Raw genomic sequence first — 13,552 nt, 5'->3', positions numbered from 1 at the left:
GCCTTCCCCATCCGCCTCCACCACATGCCTCGCTTAACGGGTAAATCTCCCCAAAAGAGCCACAAACACCCGATGAATCGGCTGACCTGCCTCAACAGCCGGAATCGTTTACGGCAATCCCCGCGCTCACGCACCGCCACACCAATTGACGGACCCGACGGAGCGAGGAGCCCGGACGAAGGGATCGGCTCTTTGACCGCGGGGCGCGCCGAGGCGGTAGCCTCGAAGGAGTGATCAAGGTGCTGCTCGCCGACGACGAGGCTCTGGTCCGGGCGGGCGTACGAGCCGTCCTCGCCGCCGCCCCGGACATCGAGATAGTGGCGGAGGCGGGCAACGGACGGGAGGCGCTCGAACTCGCCCGCGCCCACCGGCCGGACGTGGCCCTGCTCGACATCCGGATGCCACTGCTGGACGGCCTGGGCACGGCGGCGGAGCTGCGCCGGGCGGCCCCCGAGATCGCGGTGGTGATGCTGACGACGTTCTCCGAGGACGACTACATCACCAAGGCACTGGACGGCGGGGCGAGCGGCTTCCTGCTCAAGTCGGGAGATCCGTACGAGTTGATGGCGGCGATACGGGCCGCGCACGGCGGCGCCGCGTTCCTCTCGCCGCAGATCGCCCACCGGGTGATCCGGCAGGTTAGCGGCGGCCGGATGAGCCGGCAGTCGGCGGCCAAGGAGCGGATCACGATGCTCACGCCGCGCGAGCGGGAAGTGCTGGCGCTGGTCGGCGCCGGGCTGTCCAACGCGGAGATCGGCGAACGGCTGTTCCTTGTGGAGGGGACGGTCAAGGCCTACGTGAGCGCCATACTGGGCCGCCTCGACATGAGGAACCGTGTCCAGGCGGCCGTGCTGGCGTACGAGGCCGGGCTGGTCCCGCACGACTGACGGGGCGGTTCACTCAGGCGTCGCGCCCGCGCATCACCCACGCTCCCGTGACGGCCGCCGCGACGGCCCACGCGATGAGCACGAGGCCAAAGGCCGTATCGCCGGCCATGAAGCGCTCCCCGGCAGGGCCGGGCGTGAAGTCCGCGACCGTGTTGAGGAACTCGGCGTTCAGCGACGAGGCGAACCCCTGCAGGCCGGTCGGGAGCACGTACAGCAGCGCGAACAGCACAGTGAGGGTCCCGGCCGATCTGCGGATCAGCGTGCCAAGTCCGAGGGCCAGCACGGCGATGAGCGTCATGTACGCCGCGATGGCGAGGATCCGCCCGGTCACCTGCCCGAGGTCGAATTCCCAGTATTTCCGCAGCAGCGGCGCGCTGGACGCCACACCGAGCGCGGCGATGAGCCCGCCGGCCGCGAGCGTCGCGGCGCCCACCACGGCTGTCTTGGCCAGCAGCAGCCGGGTCCGGGACGGCGTGCAGGCCAGCGTCACCACGATGCTGCGGGTGGCGTACTCGCCGGTCACCGCCAGCATGCCGAACGCCCCGAAGATGAGCTGCACCCATTCCACGGCCGCGAGGACCGAGGACACCGGCTCGACCGGTTGGCCCTGCCTGCGCAGGAAGCCCGCCGTGTCCTCCGCCTCCATCACCGCCACCAGCAGCATCGTCAGCAGGGCACCCCCGGCGAACCACCAGGTGGAGCGGATGGAGCGGAGTTTCAGCCACTCGGCGGCGGCCGCGGGCGTCAGGGCGGTCATGCTCGGGCTCCGAACTCGGTGCTGTCGGCGGTCAGCCGCATGTACGACTCTTCCAGCGAGGACTCGACGGGCCGCAGCTCGTACAGCGGCAGCCCCAGCTCGTACGCCCGCCGGCCGATCTGCTCGGTGGTCTGACCGGCGACGGTCAGCTCGTCCGGGCCGGTCCAGCGCGCGGCGGGCAGGACGTCGGCCAGGGGTCGCAGTCGCGGTCCGCGAACCCGCACCTCCGAGCCCGCGACCAGGCGCTCCATCGGCTCGTCGGCGATCAGCCGGCCCTTGCCGAGGACGATCAGCCGGTCGGCGGTGCGCTCCATCTCGCTCATCAGATGGGAGGAGACGAAGACCGTGCGGCCCTCGGCCGCGAGCGATCTGAGCAGGGTCCGGATCCACCGAACTCCGTCGGGGTCGAGGCCGTTGACGGGTTCGTCCAGCATCAGGACCTGAGGATCGCCGAGCAGCGCGCCCGCGATGCCGAGCCGCTGGCTCATGCCCAGCGAGTACGTCCCGGCGCGGCGGCGGCCCGCGTCGGCCATCCCGGTGAGGGCGAGGACCTGTTCGACCCTGGAGAGGGGCAGGCGCTGGCTCGCGGCCATGGCACGCAGATGGTCCCGGCCGCTGCGGGCGGGGTGAACGGCCTTGGCGTCCAGCAGGGCCCCGATCGTGCGCAGCGGACGGTCGAGCTCCGCGTAGCGGCGGCCGCCGATCAGGGCGGTGCCCGAGGTGGGGGAATCCAGACCCATGATCATGCGCATCGTGGTGGACTTCCCGGCGCCGTTGGGGCCGAGGAAGCCGGTGACCGTGCCGGGGGTGAGCTCCAGGGTGAGGCCGTCGACGGCGGTGATGTCGCCGTAGCGTTTGGTCAGTTCGGTCAGAGCGATCATCACTCGACCGTAGGAGTCCGGGGGTGAGCGCGGTCATGAACGATCGGCAACGGGCACCCCTGACTTTCGTCAGGTGTCGCGGCGCGCGGCACCGCATAGCCTCATCGCCATGAATCGGCTCCGGGACATGGTCGTGAAGGCGTTCCGGGACGGCGATCTGCTGTTGTGCCTGGCGATCACCTTGCCGATGTTCCTGGCGAACGAGTCGCCCGAGGTGGGGCAACCGCCCGGTCTCCCGCTGTCCTGGGTGCGGATCGCCGCCGTGCCGCTTCTGGCGCTCGCCGTGGCCGTGGGCCGGCGGCGGCCGGTCGTGGCGGCGGGCGTGCCCGCGGCGCTGGCGCTGGCGGTGACGCCAGAGCTGTACACCGACGGCTTCATGATCAGCCAGTTGCTGCTGGCGTTCCTGCTGGGGCGGCGGACCGCCGGCATGCGTCCCGGACTGCTGTTCTTCGCCGGGGTCTGCCTGGCCGGGCTGGCGGCGGCCAACCTCACCCCTGGCGCCACGCTGTCGACCTGGCTGTCGCTGGTCACCACCGCGGTGGCGATCATCCTGCTGCCCTGGCTGGCCGGACGGTACGCCCGCCAGCACGACGAGCTCGTCCGCACCGGGTGGGAGCTCGCCGAGCGGCTGGAGCGGGAGCGGGACCTGATCGGCGAGCGGATGCGGTTGGTGGAGCGCTCCCGGATCGCCGGCGACATGCACGACTCGCTGGGACACGAGCTGAGCCTGGTCGCGCTGAGCGCCGCCGCGCTGCAGGTCCATCCGGGGCTGGACGAGCCCGCCCGCAAGGCCGCCGCCGAGTTGCGCGCGTCCGCCGCGAAGGCCACCGAGCGGCTGCACGAGATCATCGGGGTGCTGCGCGAGGACGGCGAGACCGCGCCCGTGCTGCCCTCAGGCGACACCGTGGCCGCGCTGGTCAATCGGGCCGCCGCCGCGGGGATGGCGGTCCGGCTGTACGACGAGGTGGGGCGGCTGACGCCGATGGCCGACCGGGCGGCCTACCGGGTGGTGCAGGAGTCCCTCACCAACGCCGCCAAGCACGCGCCGGGCGCCGCGGTCACCGTACGGCTGGACTCGGATCCCGCGGCCGGGAAGGCGGTGGTCAGCGTAGTCAACACGGCGCCCCCGGCCGGGGCGGAATTCGACGCGGGGGCCCGGCCGGACCAGCGGCCCAGCCGGAGGCCGCCCGAGGCGGGATCCGGCGGTTACGGGCTGGTGAGCCTGGACGAACGGGTCCGGCTGGCCGGAGGCACGCTGCGGGCGCGGCCCGCCGACGGCGGCTTCGCCGTCACCGCGCGACTGCCGCTCACCGCAGAGGCCACGCTTACCGCCGGGGCTGCGGCGCTCACCACGGAGACCGCCGCGCTCACCACGGGAACCGCGGAAATCGCGGCCACACCGCCCGACTCCCGGCGGGAGCTCGCGCTCGCCCGCCGCAAGATACGGCGCAGCGTGATCGACGCGATCTGGATGCCGGTCGCGGCGGCCGCCGCCCTGCTGCCTCTGACCTCCGGCTACGACCTCTACACCGCGCACCGCTCGGTGCTGGACGCCGGGGTGTACGGCGAACTGCGCGTCGGTCAGAGCCTGGCGTCGCTGGAGTCACGGCTGCCGGCCTACCAGGTGGACGACGGCGGGCGGCCGAGAGGCGCACCCGCGGATCCCCAGGGCACCGACGAGTGCCGCTTCTACCGGATCAGTGCGAACTCACTGTCGCCGGCGTACCGGCTGTGTTTCACCGGCGGACGGCTGTCACACAAGGACGAGGTGCCGACCGTACGACGCTGACCAGCACGACCTTGTCGAGCCCACCCAACAGGAGGAGACCGGAGTGGGACGCGGGACCGGGAACGGGCGGGTGGCGACAACCGGGGCAGGTGGGCGGGCTAGCATGATCACGAACTGAGTGGACAATTGCGACATGGGGTGGAGCCGGGATGATGGCGGGGCGGGCGATTGACTGAGACGGCGCGGCGTAATAGAACACGTTTCAATAAGGTGCTTAACCAAGCGCTTGATCAGCCCATAGGCCCGAGGTGACTTCGAGTGCATATCAACCTTGTTGACCAGGACCACTACGCGACCTCCGGCCCACCACACGAGCAGCTACGCTGGCTGCGCGCCAATGAGCCCGTATACCGGCACGTGGACGAGCCCGACTTCTGGGCCGTCACCCGGTATGAGGACGTCGTCCATGTGTCCCGGCACTCGGACCTGTTCTCCTCGTCGAGGAAGCTGGCGCTCTTCAACGAGGTCACCGAGGAGCAGCGGGCGCTGCAGCGGCTGATGATGCTCAACCAGGACCCGCCGGAGCACACGCGGCGCCGGTCGCTGGTCAACCGGGGCTTCACACCGCGCACCATTGGAGCGCTCGAACAGCACATCCGCGACATCTGCGACGACCTTCTCGACAAGTGCTCGGGCGAGGCCGACTTCGTCACCGAAGTGGCGGCCCCGTTGCCGCTCTACGTGATCTGCGAACTGCTCGGCGCCCCGGTCACCGACCGGGACAAGATCTTCAACTGGTCGAACCGCATGATCGGCGCGCAGGACCCCGACTACGCCTCCTCCCCGGACGAGGGCGGCGCGGCGGCCATGGAGGTGTACGCGTACGCCAACCAACTGGCCGCCCAGCGCAGGGCGAACCCGCGCGACGACATCGTCACCAAGCTCATCCAGCCCGACGAGAAGAGCGGCGAGACGCTCGGGGAGGATGAGTTCGACCTGTTCGTCCTCTTGCTGGTGGTCGCCGGGAACGAGACCACCCGCAACGCGGCCTCCGGCGGGATGCTCGCGCTCTTCGAGCATCCCGAGCAGTGGCAGCGGCTCGTGGCGGACCCGGGACTGGCGGGGACGGCGTCCGACGAGATCGTCCGGTGGGTGTCGCCGGTGAACCTGTTCCGGCGTACGGCCACGGCGGACACGGTGCTGGGCGGGCAGCAGATCGGCGAGGGCGACAAGGTCGTGGTCTTCTACTCGTCGGCGAACCGGGACACCTCCGTCTTCCCGGATGCCGAAGTGTTCGACATCGGCCGCGACCCGAACCCGCACATCGGGTTCGGCGGCGGCGGGGCACACTTCTGCCTGGGCAATCACCTGGCGAAGCTGGAGCTGCGGATCCTGTTCGAGCAGCTGGCCCGGCGGTATCCACGGCTGCGGCAGACGGGTGAGGCGCGACGGTTGCGGTCGAACTTCATCAACGGCATCAAGGAGCTGCCGGTCGTCATGGGGTGATGGCCAGCCAGACGTTTGGTCGGCTGGTCATCATGGGTGATCGCGAGCCAGCCGGCCCGTAGACGCTGCCCCATACTTCATCTGGCGTGACCGAAGAGCAGGTCCCTCCACATGTCATGTGCCACGTGGAGGGACCAGCGATCACTCTCATGAATGACGGTCCTCTCGTTCCGGAAAGCTGTCCGGCGAATGAACCGCAACCCGCCGACCACGATCAGCTCGTAAAAGACCTCTGTGCAGTCGCAGGTCCACTTCACAACCCGACCGTCCGGCTCGCCCTGGCGTGGAGGGTGCCACGTCAGTTGGTCGTAGTGAGACTGCACGGCTGACACGTGCAGCGCCGAGCACTGAGGGGGAAACCGCCAGTGACCGAGCACCCAGCTCACCTCGTCACCACACCTTCTGTGGCGACCCCCGCAGCCACGCCTTCCCCAGCGCATCCAGGCACCGCCTGACCCGTGAACGTCTCTGCCCAGACCGCGCGCTGCCCCGCACCCAGCAACCGCACGCCCCACTTGAGCGAGACCTGCTCGACCAGCCACAGACCACGCCCGTGACAGTCGTCATCGCCGGACTCGCTCGATCGAGGAACCGTGTCCGCCCCGTCATCGGTCACCTCAACGCGAACGATCTCGGCATCAACCGCGATGACCTCCACCGTGATCACCCCGCCATACAGTCCGGAAGCGGTATGAATCAGCGCATTGGTGACCAACTCGCTGACGATCAATCGCGCATTCTCCACGTCTCGGTACCCTGCCGACGAAAGCATCTCCCCGACGCAGCGACGAGCCACCGCCACCGAATACGCCACCCCCGGCAACACGACCTCACCAAGAAACCGCTCCTCCACCGCGCCACCTCCCAGACCCGCGTAGCCGCGTCCACGTCGTACGCATCCACCCACCGACCCCGACCATGAACCCACGTGGAAATCCACTGCTCACCCCGCAAAGCGGCCCTCACGTACAGCGGACCCCGCGCCCTGCGTATGGTGATGAACGGCTCAACCCTCGACGGATACTCCACCGCCAGCGACAGCCCGAATTGCGACAGATCCCACGACAATCGCGCTAAGTGAATGAATCACTCCTATCCGTAGTCGAATTTGCGCATGCGGAACCTCCCTTGCGGGGGCGTCTTTAGGGCACGGCTGACGTTCGATTTCGCGCCGATCGAACCATGGCGAGGATGCGATGGTGCGACGATGGCCAGTGTCTATCGACAGGCTGCAGATTGGCAAGTGCCAGATAGCAGTTGCTAACTTGGTTGCTTGCTTGCCTGAGAGTGGAAGACTGGAAAGGTGATCCCGATGGCGCGCCCAGCACCCAGTCCGACCGTGCGGCGACGTCAGCTTGCGGCCGAGCTGCGTCGCCTACGCGAAGATCGCAATCTAGGTCTCGAACAGGTCGCCGAGCAGCTCGATTGGCACCCAACCAAGCTCAGCCGGTTCGAGACTGCTCGTCGGGCGATCCAGCCCAGCGACGCCCGAGCGCTGTTGGGCATCTATGAAGTCGACCCTGCCGAGCGGGACGCGCTGCTCGCGTTGGCGCGTGAGGCTCGTCAGCGTGGCTGGTGGCACGCCTACGGACCGGCAGTCCCTGAGTGGTTCGAGGTCTACGTGGGTTTGGAATCGGCAGCATCCGCGTTGCAGATCTATGAGAGCGAGTTCGTGCCGGGCCTGCTACAGACCGAGGATTACATCCGAGCGGTGCATCGAGCCTCTCTGCCCGACGTGCCGAGCGAGGACATCGAGCAGAGAGTTGCTGTCCGGCTGACGAGGCAGAAGCTTCTAACTGGCGAAAGTGCCCCGAATGTGTCCATGGTGATGAATGAAGCGGTGATTCGCCGTGTTGTCGGCGGCTCCGAGGTGATGTACGCCCAGCTTCAGCGGTTGCTTGATGTGGCAGACCTGCAGAACGTGACGCTGCAGGTACTGCCCTTCGCGGTCGGCGCGCATCCTGCTATGGACGGGGCGTTCCATGTCCTGTCCTTCGAATCCGCAGACCCGCGCGTGGTGTACATCGAATACCGCACCGGTACCCTCTATTTGGAGAAACAGCACGAAGTAGATCGGTATACGGTGATGTTTGACCACCTGCGCGAATCGGCGCTGCCCGCTGATCAATCATCGGCACTCATTCGGCAGGTAGCGCGCGATCTCCGGGCGTAGCAGACCAACCACAGAGAAGGGGGTGCGGGATGTCGAAAGATGACCTGTCCCGTGCCGTTTGGCGAAAGTCTTCCAAGAGCAACGGTCAGGGTGGTGCCTGCGTGGAGGTTGCCAGCAACCTGCCTGGCATCGTGGCCGTCCGTGACAGCAAGAACCCTGACGCCCCCGCGTTGGTGTTCACCCACGTTGAGTGGGAAGCGTTCCTCGATGGCGTGAGCAAGAAAGAGTTCGACTTGCCATAGGCGCTTTGACTAGGCCGTTTCTATGTTGAAGTGGCCATATCAAAGAGTGCCCGGTCGCCTTCCTGGCGACCCGGGCACTCTTATGTGGCCCTCAACTTTGAGCGGCGTTCGATCGAGCCTCCGGCGGGAACTCCGCTCCAGAATGATCTCCCGGAGCAACTCCGAGAGGCTGCCGCCAGCCCCGCGGAGACGCAGGACACTTTGGCCAACATACTTGCAGATCAAAGTGAAAGCAGGTATTGAGATGACTGGTGAAGCCATTGATTTGTCTGGTGTTGAATGGCGCAAGAGCAGCCTTAGCGCCCCAAACGGCCAGTGTGTAGAGGTCGCCTTCATCGGCCAACGCGTAGCCGTGCGAGACAGCAAGCACCCTAATGGAGCGGCATTGATCTTCACATCCGACGAGTGGCGAGCCTTCACCGGCGGCGTTCACTTGCAGGAGTTCGAGCTTCCCTCAGACTGAGCAGCCGGACATGCCTTAGAGCCCTCACTACTCCCAGATAAGGGCTCTACTGGTACAACATGGTGGAATTCGTAGGCGCTCAGCTCGTCGCCTGCGAACCCGATCCGCTTGATCGTCTCGCCATCAAGCGTGTCACTGTCGAATGCGGTCGAACTTCATCAACGGCATCAAGGAGCTACCGGTCGTCATGGGGTGATCGCCAATCAGACGTTCGACCGGCTGGTCCTCACGGGGTGATCGCGAGCCAGCCGGCTTGTAGACGCGGGCTCGCACCGCGTCTGCTCTGCGGGGCGTTCCTGTCACAACTTGCCGGGCTGTCCTGTCTAGACGGATGTAACCCCACCAACAACGGCAAGGAGTACATCGTGGATGCCCGCTTGAACCTCTTCGGCAACCCGATCGCAGGCAAGGTCATGAAGCACATCGTCTCGGCGGACAGGGTGATCGTGGACTCGACGCTGCCGGCCGCGACGCGGGAACTGGTGAAGCTCCGCGCCAGTCAGATCAACGGCTGCGGCTTCTGCACCGACATGCACACCAAGGACGCCACGCACGCCGGGGAGACCTCGGTACGCCTCAACCTGGTCGCGGCCTGGCGGGAGGCCAAGGTCTTCACCGACGCCGAACGCGCCGCCCTGGAGCTGACGGAACAGGGCACCCGCATCGCCGACGCGGCCGGTGGCGTCACAGACGAGGCCTGGGCGAACGCCGCAAAGCACTACGACGAGGACCAGCTCGCCGCCCTGGTGGGCCTCATCGCGCTCATCAACGCCTTCAACCGGCTGAACGTCATCACCCAGCAGCCCGCCGGCGACTACCAGCCCGGCCAGTTCGGATAACAAGCAGAAACCGGCCGCCCGATGCATGCCTTCCTCCACACGATGGCAGTATCGGTCGGCTGCGTCCTGGCCCTCGCTCCGGCCCTGCTGCCCTCCGCGCGCCCTGCCAGGAGGTGGCCGCACGTTGTCATGGCGCTCGGCATGGCAACCGGCCACTTGGGCGGCATGTTCCTCTCTGTCACGGTGCTCGCGTTGCTGACCGCCGCCTGGCTCTGCGGCTCCCCGTCCCGGCGCGCGGAGACCGGTCATCACATCCAGGACTTCGTGGTCATGTCCCTCCTCCTGGTGCTCACAGCGTTCAGGGGGCCTACCCTCGCCGTCGCTCCGTCCGGGCACGCGCATGGAGGCGGGTCTCTGACCACGGTGGCCCTGGTCATCGGGCTGGCCTGGACCTGCGCGCGGCTCATCCGCGTCCTGACCGAGCGGGGCGCGGACCGAAGGTCACTCAACCAGAACGCGTGCTCAGCCGGAATGGCGGCCAGCATGGCCTTCATGGCCCTGCTGGCCCTCTGATGCCGGTGGAAATTGCGTTTGACCAAGGTCACGTCTGATCAGGATCATGTCCCGGCATGAGGCTTAGGTGGGCGGTTGTGGCGTTGACGACAGCGCTGGCGACCAGCGGAGCGGCTGCGGCCGCGGCAGATGTCCCTGCGGGGATGAAAACGCTGGGTGGGACAGTTGCGAACGGCGTCGACGATGTGATGGAGCAAGGGGACTCGCCGCTGCCTCCGCCCAAGGGGCCGTGGCCGAAGTCCGGGACCCTCTCGGTTTTTCTGTGCTCGAAGAACATCGCGACGCCGAACTGCCACGGCAAGGCGACGACGGCGGAGCAGAAAAGGAGACTCGAGAAGCTCCTCAAGCGGCTGCCTGAAGTTTCCGGGGTGCGGTTCGTGGACCAGGACGAGTCCTACCGGAAGTTCCGCGAAGACTTCAGTGACAACAAGGCCCTGATCGCAGCCAGCCGCAAAAGCGACATGCCCGAATACTTCGATGCCAAGGTCAAGGTCGTGAACGCCAAGCAGGCCAACAAGCTGGCGAAACTGCCCGGGGTCGCCTCGGTCTATGAGTGGCGAACGGACTTCTGGCTCGGCAAGGCCCACGCCCAGGTCCGTCTCTGTGCTCCTCGGAATGACCAAGGGGCCTGCCAGGGCCGAGGTCAGACCACAGACCTTGAGCGTGACGCCATCTTCGAGGCGCTGCGAAACGTCGAAGGCGTAAAGAAGATCTACTTGGAGCCGCGAGCGCACGCGGTCAGTAACTGGCGGAATATCTTCGTCGGCAGCACCTCCAACTCGAAGGCCATCGCGTCAGTCACCGGTGAGAGCTTCCACCTGGTACTGGCCAACCCGTCCAACCTCACCCCGATCACCGCCGCGCTCAAAGGGCTTCCCGGGGTGGAGGAGGTCGCGCGACATCGCTGATGTCGCCTTTAGGGCGTTGTCACACATTGGGGCGCTGTCTTGTCTGAGCTGGTGAACGGCCGGATCGAGCCGGCCACTGACCCGCGAGGGGAAGCCTCATGAAAACCGATCACACTCACCACCTCGACAACCCCGACAAGAGCGGCCCGCCGCCGAAGCTCGACGTGGTCGGCACCGTACCGGGGGCACCGCCCGCGCCGGAGGGAGCGGAGGCGATGACGATCCTGGTCACGCTGCCCCCGAACAGCCCCGGTGCGCCGCCTCACCGCCACTCCGGGCCCGCGTACGGGTACGTGATCAAGGGGGCCGTCAACTTCGAGCTCGAGGGCGATCCCGTGCGGGTTGTCCGGCCCGGGGAGACGTTCTGGGAGCCCGGTGGGGACGTGATCCACTACCAGGACGGCAACCACCTCGCCGACGAGGAGTCACAGTTCGTGGTGACGATGTTCTGCGCACCGGGGCAGCCGATGCTGATCCCGGTCAGCCCGGAGGAACTGGAAGCTCGGCGAGACCGCCGCGCACCGCGGTCATGACCAAGGTCCCGCTGACCGCGCTCGTCCGCGATCACCTCACGCTTGCCCGTGAGGCGAACAGTGGCCGCAGTGCCACCACCATCCACGGTGGACACGATCGTTCGTTGCGGCAGACCGTGATGGCGTTGCGGCAGGGCGAGCACATCCACGAGCACGAGCATCCTGGCGAGGTCACGGTGCAGGTGCTGCACGGGCAGGTGCGGCTTGTCGCCGGGCCTGACTCGTGGGACGGGCTGCCGGGCGATCTGCTGGTCATGCCCGAACGCAGTCACCGCGTGGAGGCCGTGCAGGACAGCGCGTTCCTGTTCACCACCGCACGCTGAAAGCCGAAGAAGGGCGGGAACCGGGTACGGTTCCCGCCTTCAGCGTTGCCGGCGGCGGCGAGCGGCTCTGATGCGGGCGAGGATGCGGACCGTCTGGCGAGCGCCTGGTTGCCAGCCCTGCTGGATGAGGGTGTCCGCCACCTGATGGAGGAGGTCGGCGGTCTGGCCGGGGAAGACGTCTCGGCGGACGGCGATGATCCGCCAGCCGAGACCGCGTAGCTCCGCGCGGCGTCGCTCGTCGTGGAGTTGGTCCGCGGACGACGTGTGGTGCTGCTGACCGTCGTATTCGACCGCCACCTGGAAGTCCGGCCAGCCGAGGTCGAGGTAGGCGAAACGGTCGTCGGCCAGCGAGACGCGGATCTGGGTGCTGGGCCTGGGGAGGCCGCCGTCCACGAGGATGACGCGTAGCCAGCTCTCCCGGGGCGACCCGGCGCCCCGGTCGGCGAGGCTGAGCGTGTCACGTTGGTGCCATGAAGTGGAGAGGTGCCAGAGGGCCTCCAGGTCCACGCCGCGACGGAGGAACTGGTCCAGGGCGGCCACGGCCTCCATGCGGGGAAGCCAGCGGACGCAGTCGAGGGCCGTGCGCTCCTGGGTGGTGAGCCGGACGCCCTTGTGCTCCGTGATGTCGTCGGCGGGCAGGGTGGTCACGTGGGTGACACAGCCGGGGATCGCCAGGTGGCCGGGGGCAATGAGCTCGACCGGCCAGCCGTCTTGGGTGGCGTCGAGGCTCAGCACGTGCAGGCCCCAGACGTGGGCGGCCGTCCGACGGCACGCGACCGCCTGGGGGACCGACTGTGTGACGCGCCGGGCCCGCTCCGCCAGAGAGGAACGGGACGAAGGGGATGGCTCCGGGAGGGGTTCGTTCACGCCGTCCAGGATCAGGGAAAGACGGGGCGGCGTTGGGCGCCGAACCGCGTTCTGTGGACAGCCACAGCGGCTACGACGCGGACGCCCGCAACGCCGGAAGGACGTCAGTGGCCAGCCGTTCCAGTTGCCCGCGGAAGTCCGCCCCCACAGGCATGAGGTTCAACGAGGTGAACCCCAGCCCGACCAACCCCCTCAACCCCTCCACCACCTCCTCGGACGAGCCCGCCACCGTCGAAGGCTCGTCCGAGGTCCCGCCCACCAAAACCGGCACGTTGTACACGCACTCCACCTCCCGCCCCACTCGACCCGCAGCCGCCAGCATCCGCGCACGCATCTCCATCGCCACCTCAGGCGGCGCGAACCCCAGCGACGGGATCCACCCGTCCGCCAGCTCCCCCGTGGCCGCCAGCGCCCGGTTGCCGTAGGTGCCCAGCCATATGGGGATCGGACTGGCCGGTTTGGGCTCCAGCGCGGCGTCCAGCGTGTGATAGCGGTCGCCCTGATAGCTGAACAACGGTGACGACCACAGCCCTCGGATGATGTGGATCGCCTCCACCATCCCGTCGACCTTCTCCCGCGGCGTCGGCACCCCCAGCCCGAAGGCCCGGAACTCCTCGTCCGAATAGCCGCCGCCGAGCCCCAGGATCAACCGCCCCCCGGAGAGCCGGTGCAGTGACTCCGCCATCTTGGCCACCATCGCGGGCGGCCGGTTCGGCACCCCGAGGACCCGTGTGGCGACACGGATCCGCGAGGTGGCGGCGGCGATCCAGGTGAGCAGCGTCCAGATCTCGTACGTCGGCGACGTGCCGCACGGGTGGTCGGACGTCGACACGAAGTCGAACCCCAGCTCCTCGGCCAACCGCGCGTCCCCGACCGGATCGGCGCCCGGAGCCGCCGAAGCCGAGATACCCACACCGAACATGCGCGCCCG

The 13,552-nt window shown here is 67.8% G+C and carries 16 protein-coding genes; 11 read left to right on the top strand and 5 right to left on the bottom strand.

Annotated elements, in window-relative coordinates; all coding sequences use genetic code 11:
• The first annotated feature begins 230 nt into the window (after window positions 1–230).
• The gene (locus tag ACGFNP_RS40180; RefSeq protein ID WP_393327845.1) at window positions 231–887 is read left to right on the top strand and encodes a response regulator; all 657 of its coding nucleotides are present in this window, start codon (window positions 231–233) and stop codon (window positions 885–887) included.
• Between the two features lie 13 nt (window positions 888–900).
• Here ACGFNP_RS40180 and ACGFNP_RS40175 read toward each other — a convergent pair whose 3' ends face one another.
• Entirely contained in the window at window positions 901–1,644 is a 744-nt protein-coding gene (locus ACGFNP_RS40175; RefSeq protein WP_393327843.1) for a hypothetical protein, read from the bottom strand.
• Window positions 1,641–2,525 (bottom strand): ATP-binding cassette domain-containing protein, encoded by an 885-nt coding sequence (locus tag ACGFNP_RS40170; protein WP_358337038.1) that lies wholly within the window; start codon window positions 2,523–2,525, stop codon window positions 1,641–1,643. The genes ACGFNP_RS40175 and ACGFNP_RS40170 overlap by 4 nt, the downstream gene beginning before the upstream one ends.
• 109 nt (window positions 2,526–2,634) lie before the next feature.
• Here ACGFNP_RS40170 and ACGFNP_RS40165 point away from each other — a divergent pair, with 109 nt between their 5' ends.
• Both ACGFNP_RS40165 and ACGFNP_RS40160 read left to right on the top strand, forming a co-directional pair.
• Window positions 2,635–4,314, top strand: a complete 1,680-nt coding sequence (locus ACGFNP_RS40165) for a sensor histidine kinase (protein WP_393327840.1) — start codon at window positions 2,635–2,637, stop codon at window positions 4,312–4,314.
• Window positions 4,315–4,572: 258 nt separating this feature from the next.
• Window positions 4,573–5,760, top strand: coding sequence for a cytochrome P450 (locus tag ACGFNP_RS40160; RefSeq protein ID WP_358337032.1), 1,188 nt, complete (start codon window positions 4,573–4,575; stop codon window positions 5,758–5,760).
• A gap of 382 nt (window positions 5,761–6,142) precedes the next feature.
• Here the strand turns inward: ACGFNP_RS40160 and ACGFNP_RS40155 are convergent, their stop codons facing one another.
• Entirely contained in the window at window positions 6,143–6,613 is a 471-nt protein-coding gene (locus tag ACGFNP_RS40155) for an ATP-binding protein (RefSeq protein ID WP_358337029.1), read from the bottom strand.
• Window positions 6,614–7,072: 459 nt separating this feature from the next.
• Between ACGFNP_RS40155 and ACGFNP_RS40150 the strand changes: the two genes are divergently transcribed.
• The 8 genes from ACGFNP_RS40150 to ACGFNP_RS40115 all read left to right on the top strand — a co-directional run bounded on the left by ACGFNP_RS40150 (window position 7,073) and on the right by ACGFNP_RS40115 (window position 11,754).
• Window positions 7,073–7,933 carry a helix-turn-helix domain-containing protein gene (locus ACGFNP_RS40150; protein ID WP_393327837.1) on the top strand — a complete coding sequence of 287 codons (861 nt, stop codon included), beginning with the start codon at window positions 7,073–7,075 and terminating at the stop codon, window positions 7,931–7,933.
• Window positions 7,934–7,962: 29 nt separating this feature from the next.
• Entirely contained in the window at window positions 7,963–8,175 is a 213-nt protein-coding gene (locus ACGFNP_RS40145; protein ID WP_358337023.1) for a DUF397 domain-containing protein, read from the top strand.
• A gap of 214 nt (window positions 8,176–8,389) precedes the next feature.
• Window positions 8,390–8,638, top strand: coding sequence for a DUF397 domain-containing protein (locus ACGFNP_RS40140; protein WP_393327834.1), 249 nt, complete (start codon window positions 8,390–8,392; stop codon window positions 8,636–8,638).
• A gap of 365 nt (window positions 8,639–9,003) precedes the next feature.
• Window positions 9,004–9,477: a carboxymuconolactone decarboxylase family protein gene (locus ACGFNP_RS40135; protein ID WP_358337017.1), complete on the top strand. Its 474-nt coding sequence runs from the start codon at window positions 9,004–9,006 to the stop codon at window positions 9,475–9,477.
• Window positions 9,478–9,519: 42 nt separating this feature from the next.
• Window positions 9,520–9,990: a hypothetical protein gene (locus ACGFNP_RS40130; RefSeq protein ID WP_358337014.1), complete on the top strand. Its 471-nt coding sequence runs from the start codon at window positions 9,520–9,522 to the stop codon at window positions 9,988–9,990.
• A gap of 77 nt (window positions 9,991–10,067) precedes the next feature.
• Entirely contained in the window at window positions 10,068–10,898 is an 831-nt protein-coding gene (locus ACGFNP_RS40125) for a permease-like cell division protein FtsX (protein ID WP_393327830.1), read from the top strand.
• A gap of 98 nt (window positions 10,899–10,996) precedes the next feature.
• Window positions 10,997–11,431, top strand: a complete 435-nt coding sequence (locus ACGFNP_RS40120; protein WP_219533765.1) for a cupin domain-containing protein — start codon at window positions 10,997–10,999, stop codon at window positions 11,429–11,431.
• Window positions 11,428–11,754: a LuxR family transcriptional regulator gene (locus tag ACGFNP_RS40115; protein ID WP_358337007.1), complete on the top strand. Its 327-nt coding sequence runs from the start codon at window positions 11,428–11,430 to the stop codon at window positions 11,752–11,754. Before ACGFNP_RS40120 ends, ACGFNP_RS40115 begins: the two co-directional genes overlap by 4 nt.
• Window positions 11,755–11,793: 39 nt before the next feature.
• Here ACGFNP_RS40115 and ACGFNP_RS40110 read toward each other — a convergent pair whose 3' ends face one another.
• Both ACGFNP_RS40110 and ACGFNP_RS40105 read right to left on the bottom strand, forming a co-directional pair.
• On the bottom strand, window positions 11,794–12,621 hold the full coding sequence (locus ACGFNP_RS40110) for a hypothetical protein (protein ID WP_393327827.1): 828 nt from the start codon (window positions 12,619–12,621) through the stop codon (window positions 11,794–11,796).
• Window positions 12,622–12,691: 70 nt separating this feature from the next.
• Window positions 12,692–13,543 carry an LLM class flavin-dependent oxidoreductase gene (locus ACGFNP_RS40105; RefSeq protein ID WP_393327824.1) on the bottom strand — a complete coding sequence of 284 codons (852 nt, stop codon included), beginning with the start codon at window positions 13,541–13,543 and terminating at the stop codon, window positions 12,692–12,694.
• Window positions 13,544–13,552 lie beyond the last annotated feature (9 nt).

The sequence above is a fragment of the Nonomuraea sp. NPDC049269 genome (genome assembly GCF_043197155.1).
Taxonomy (GTDB): domain Bacteria; phylum Actinomycetota; class Actinomycetes; order Streptosporangiales; family Streptosporangiaceae; genus Nonomuraea.
Note: the sequence above shows the minus strand (reverse complement) of the source record. Positions and strands in the feature narration are given on the sequence as shown.

What these genes read in the sequence shown, in the direction of transcription:
- ACGFNP_RS40175 (WP_393327843.1), bottom strand. Translation starts at nt 1,644, where the DNA reads ATGACCGCCCTGACGCCCGCGGCCGCCGCCGAGTGGCTGAAACTCCGC.
- ACGFNP_RS40170 (WP_358337038.1), bottom strand. Translation starts at nt 2,525, where the DNA reads ATGATCGCTCTGACCGAACTGACCAAACGCTACGGCGACATCACCGCC.
- ACGFNP_RS40165 (WP_393327840.1), top strand. Translation starts at nt 2,635, where the DNA reads ATGAATCGGCTCCGGGACATGGTCGTGAAGGCGTTCCGGGACGGCGAT.
- ACGFNP_RS40150 (WP_393327837.1), top strand. Translation starts at nt 7,073, where the DNA reads ATGGCGCGCCCAGCACCCAGTCCGACCGTGCGGCGACGTCAGCTTGCG.
- ACGFNP_RS40145 (WP_358337023.1), top strand. Translation starts at nt 7,963, where the DNA reads ATGTCGAAAGATGACCTGTCCCGTGCCGTTTGGCGAAAGTCTTCCAAG.
- ACGFNP_RS40130 (WP_358337014.1), top strand. Translation starts at nt 9,520, where the DNA reads ATGGCAGTATCGGTCGGCTGCGTCCTGGCCCTCGCTCCGGCCCTGCTG.
- ACGFNP_RS40120 (WP_219533765.1), top strand. Translation starts at nt 10,997, where the DNA reads ATGAAAACCGATCACACTCACCACCTCGACAACCCCGACAAGAGCGGC.
- ACGFNP_RS40115 (WP_358337007.1), top strand. Translation starts at nt 11,428, where the DNA reads ATGACCAAGGTCCCGCTGACCGCGCTCGTCCGCGATCACCTCACGCTT.
- ACGFNP_RS40105 (WP_393327824.1), bottom strand. Translation starts at nt 13,543, where the DNA reads ATGTTCGGTGTGGGTATCTCGGCTTCGGCGGCTCCGGGCGCCGATCCG.